This window comes from Curtobacterium sp. PhB25, assembly GCF_004365375.1.
Lineage (GTDB): Bacteria > Actinomycetota > Actinomycetes > Actinomycetales > Microbacteriaceae > Curtobacterium.
Genome location: NZ_SODR01000028.1, coordinates 1 through 1,845 on the forward strand (window position 1 = coordinate 1; position 1,845 = coordinate 1,845).

Here is a 1,845-nt window from a genome sequence, read left to right on the forward strand (position 1 = left end):
GCGTGACACTCGTTTCCCGTTCGAGAGACTTGCCTTTCCTGCCTTGAGGCTGGTGGGGGAGTGCGCTATCCCGGGGGTGGCGGGATGACCCGAACATTGCGTCGCTCCCGGGAACCACCAACGTCCCGCGGACCGCACTGAGCGGGGTCACTTCAGCAGCGCTGCGACGACCAGCGTGGCGGTACCGGTAGTGAGGTGAGGGCACCGATGAGCGCCCACTGCCACCAACGCATGCGCAGGCTCCCGGGCGGGCTTCCGGCGGCGCGGTGAGGGCTTCGTCATCGACTGCACGGTACGAGGGCATGGTTGAGGCAGACTGTGGACAGCAGCTGGGTGGTTCCCGCTCTCAGCGGGGTGGGCTGCTACCTGATCCGGTGTCTCGCCCCGCGCTTCTCACAGACAAGGGACGCCCCAATGCGCCATGAGCATCCTGCCGGCGTGAGCGCGGTAGGGAGGTTCCGGGTGGTGCTGTCGTCTGATCGTCGGTCGGGGTGGTCGTTGCAGGAACGAGTGGAGCAGCTCGTCCGGGACGCCATCGCTGATGGCGTCCTTTTGGAGGGTGATCAGTTGCCGCCGTACCGAGTCGCGGCAGCAACGTCCGGGTTGAGCATCCACACGATCCTGAACGCGTACCGGGCACTGATCGCCGACGGTGTGGTGCGGTCGGTGCCCGGTGACGGCTACTTCATCGCCGGCGCCGTCCGCTACCGCGACTTCTTCACCGCACCTGACGACCGACCATCGCTGCCGTCAGTGACGGCACGGGTGCCCACGGCGTAGGCAAGTGGGGTGGGATGCCGTCCGGTAGAGCTTGCTCGCCAACGGCACACTGGCCCCCTTCCGGCAATGCGGGACGCCCGACCGGGTGTTTCCGGGACGACACCCCGGCACCTACTCCTCTCCAGCGGGCGATTTCGGTACCGAGACGTCGACGGGAGCGGTGACGGACGCGGATCGGGGTGTCGTGTCGATGCGCGCTTTCGGCCGTAGCTGGTCACCGCCGAAATGATCTGACCGCCGACGTTCAGGCGGCTTCCGGTGCGTTCTGCTGCGGGGCAGAGGTGGGTGCGCTGTCGGGGAGCCCGCTGCTTTTCCGCGGTCCTGGGGTAGAGGTTCCAACCAAGCTCGACGTCATTGTCCGTTCATGCCGAGCTTCAGGCGGCGGTGGAGTGCTTGCCGTCGGGGTGTCGTTCAGTTGACGCTGTCCTCACGGAACGCTAGCGAGATGCGTTCGGTGAAGTGGATGAAGACGTTGACGTTCTCGACAGGAAGCGATTTCTCGAGCGCTTGCCGGTAGGCCGAGCGAAGTGCGCCGACCACCGCGAAGCCGTCGGCACTCAGCTCGATCCGCACGCTCCGGCGATCGTCCGGGTTGCGGACCCGATCGAGTAGACCTCGTTTGGTCAGACGGTCGAGCAACGCGGTGACGGCTCCCGTTCCCATCTCCAGGTACCCGCCGAGTTCCTTCGGCGTGCGGTCGTCGTCGACCGCTCCGAGGAACTTCAGCGCGCGGAGGTCGACCGGGTTCAGGTCGTGGGTGACGGCGAGGTGCTGCATCAGGTGCGCGTGCTCGACCTGAGCGCTGTAGAACGCGGCGACCGCCTCGTCCAGCAGTCGATCCTGGTCGGCGTCACTCATCGGAGGAGGGCTTGCGCTCATGATCCCATCTTAGACGAGATCCGTTTGGGACAAAAATTGACTTGAACGAATCTGTAGGTGTAAGGTCTACCTAGCTCGAAATTCGAGTCATGCCTCAACCTGAACGGATCTCCTCTCATGCGTCGCCCGAACCGCACCATCGCCCGTGTCGCCACCCTCGCCGTCATCCCGGCTGCCCTGCTCGCC

General features: G+C 65.5%; 2 protein-coding genes. One reads left to right on the forward strand and one right to left on the reverse strand.

The genetic code is table 11. The features are described 5' to 3' along the window. Positions 1 to 414 precede the first annotated feature (414 nt). Complete coding sequence (locus EDF51_RS20115) at positions 415 to 780, forward strand: winged helix-turn-helix domain-containing protein (RefSeq protein ID WP_131847781.1); 366 nt, start codon at positions 415 to 417, stop codon at positions 778 to 780. Positions 781 to 1,191: 411 nt separating this feature from the next. On the opposite strand, the gene EDF51_RS19675 is transcribed toward EDF51_RS20115, so the two are convergent. Beyond that, positions 1,192 to 1,659, reverse strand: coding sequence for a MarR family transcriptional regulator (locus EDF51_RS19675; protein ID WP_243650192.1), 468 nt, complete (start codon positions 1,657 to 1,659; stop codon positions 1,192 to 1,194). Positions 1,660 to 1,845: the final 186 nt, after the last annotated feature.

What these genes read in the sequence shown, in the direction of transcription:
- EDF51_RS20115 (WP_131847781.1), top strand. Translation starts at nt 415, where the DNA reads ATGCGCCATGAGCATCCTGCCGGCGTGAGCGCGGTAGGGAGGTTCCGG.
- EDF51_RS19675 (WP_243650192.1), bottom strand. Translation starts at nt 1,659, where the DNA reads ATGAGCGCAAGCCCTCCTCCGATGAGTGACGCCGACCAGGATCGACTG.